Genomic DNA, 2,162 nt, shown 5'->3' with positions numbered 1-2,162 from the left:
ATGTGAAATACTTATATGGTCCGGTCAGTATCTCGAACGACCTGCCTAAAGCAGCAAAAGATTTATTAGTTTACTTCTTCACTCTTTATTTTGGCAGCTTTGACGAGACGGAATCTCGGCCTAAGGCTGTATCGAAGCACCCCTATTTGCTCTCAAACGATCTGCTTGATGCCTTGAGCCAGAATTTTTCAGGTACGGATTATAAAGAAGACTTTATGATTCTTAAGAACATCTTGTCGAATATGGGCTGTAGCGTGCCGACTTTGTACAAGCAGTATAGCGACCTATGTGAACCGGGTGGCCTAAAGTTCTTGGGCTTTGGTGTTGACCCTGACTTTGGTGATTGTATCGACGGTTTAGTGATGGTCGATGTCAGTAAGATCAAGGAAAAGAAGCGTAAGCGCTATATCCCTGAAGTTATTGAACAACAGGAAGATAAATAATGCGTGCGGCCTGGCAAGCATTGAATGTGATGTGGACATTGCATGGTGAGCAGGCGTCGGGCGAGAAGTCTGCCCGTAGCGAACTGCTTTATCTTGAGGGGAGTGATATTGATAGCAGCTGCGTCAGTGTTGATGTCTATGAACCGCATATAAAACCGAAGGGATGCATTGCGTTCTTTCACGGCATGTCTCCTTTTGGAAAAGACGATTCTCGTATCGTTACACTTTGTCAGTCGCTATGTCATGTCGGCTTTAGAGTGGTTTCTCCTGATGTTCAGTCAATCAAAACTTTGAAGATTGATCCTCGGCAGATCGACTTGGTTGCAGATATATTAAGTGCGTTGGTGGATCAGTCGCACTTATGTTCTTCGGGTAGGCTGAGTGTTCTTGCGCCGTCTTTTTCCGGTGCCATATGTTTGGCTGCTGCAGCGGATGAACGTGTTAAAGACCGAATCATCTCGGTGTGTGCCATTGGTGCATTTACGGAAGTTGATTCGGTGATGAACTACTTGCTGACCGATACCGATGCAGACCCCTATGGGCGTTATATTGTACTGAAGAAAATTATCCCAATGGTGATGGAGGCGAAGGTCAATGAGAATTGCCTGGCTTTACAACAAGCCTTGGATGCAGCGATTCAGGACAATATTAATGAAACGACCCTGCTTGATATAGAAAACAAGCCGGAGCCGGGTAGTAATATTACTTTAGGGCAATGCATCGACCAATTAAGCCAGAGTGAAGCGAGTCTGGTGCATCGTGTTTTGAGCGACTCACAGTACCGGGAACTACTTTTTTCGAAAGCGAAAACGCCTCTATCAGAAGAATTAGAGGCTCTGGATATTGTCTCTCGCTTAGATGATTTGAGTGCCAAGGTTTTTCTGCTGCATGGCGCGGCAGACAATGTCATTCCCTGCGGGCAGTCAGAGCTCTTATACCGCAAACTACGCGAGATGAAAAAAGACGTTGATTTAGTGGTCACTCCTTTTATTAGCCATGGTGATACATGCTTTAGCTTAAGGCAGGTATTTGATGTCTGGCGTATCGTCAAAGGCTTTTCATTCTTTTTTGAAGACCACCATGCTTACACGAGATAGACAATCTTGAGAGAGTACGGCTTATACGGATATATTGATGAATAAAAATAAAATAAAAAAACGGCTGCCTGAGCTTTGGCAGTTAGAGCAGATTATTTCCCACACTAAGCACCCTCTGGTTGTTAATACCGAAGCGAATATTGATTTAGCCGGTCATCAGCTGCCACTGTATAGCATTGAAATGACACCTTATCGCCCGGGGCTGCCGACCGTTATTATTTCGGCGGGTGTTCATGGGATCGAGCGTATCGGTACACAAGTTTTGCTGTCGTACCTAGAGATGCTGCTGTCGCGAATGTCTTGGGATGTGGTGGTCGCCAAACAATTAGAAGCAATGAACTTAGTGTTTTTGCCGATAGTTAATCCTGGCGGGATGTATCTCAATACACGTGCTAATCCCAATGGTGTGGATTTAATGCGTAACTCTCCGATGGAAGCAGAGAGCGAGGCCCTGTTATTTGGTGGCGGACAAAGAATATCGCCACACCTGCCTTGGTATTGTGGCAAGGTCGAGGAGCAAATGGAGCTTGAGAACCAGAAGCTGGTAGAGGTGGTCGAGCGTTATTCTGATCAATCGCCCTTTACCTTAACGCTAGACTGTCATTCGGGCTTTGGCTTCCAC

2 protein-coding genes and 1 pseudogene are annotated in these 2,162 nt (G+C 45.6%); all 3 read left to right on the top strand.

From position 1 onward, the window contains the following. Positions 1 to 443, top strand: a pseudogene (locus A3757_RS26715) (GNAT family N-acetyltransferase); the annotation flags it as partial. Next, a complete protein-coding gene (locus tag A3757_RS10970; RefSeq protein ID WP_068507721.1) occupies positions 443 to 1,540 on the top strand; it encodes an alpha/beta hydrolase in 1,098 nt (365 codons plus the stop codon). The pseudogene A3757_RS26715 and the gene A3757_RS10970, both read left to right, overlap by 1 nt. 37 nt (positions 1,541 to 1,577) lie before the next feature. Then, positions 1,578 to 2,162: M14 family zinc carboxypeptidase (locus A3757_RS10965; RefSeq protein ID WP_156506281.1), on the top strand; the 585-nt coding region annotated here is incomplete at its 3' end.

The sequence above is a fragment of the Oleiphilus sp. HI0117 genome (genome assembly GCF_001635235.1).
The sequence above is the reverse complement of the archived record's forward strand: the minus strand, read 5'-3'. Positions and strand labels throughout refer to the sequence as shown.

What these genes read in the sequence shown, in the direction of transcription:
- A3757_RS10970 (WP_068507721.1), top strand. Translation starts at nt 443, where the DNA reads ATGCGTGCGGCCTGGCAAGCATTGAATGTGATGTGGACATTGCATGGT.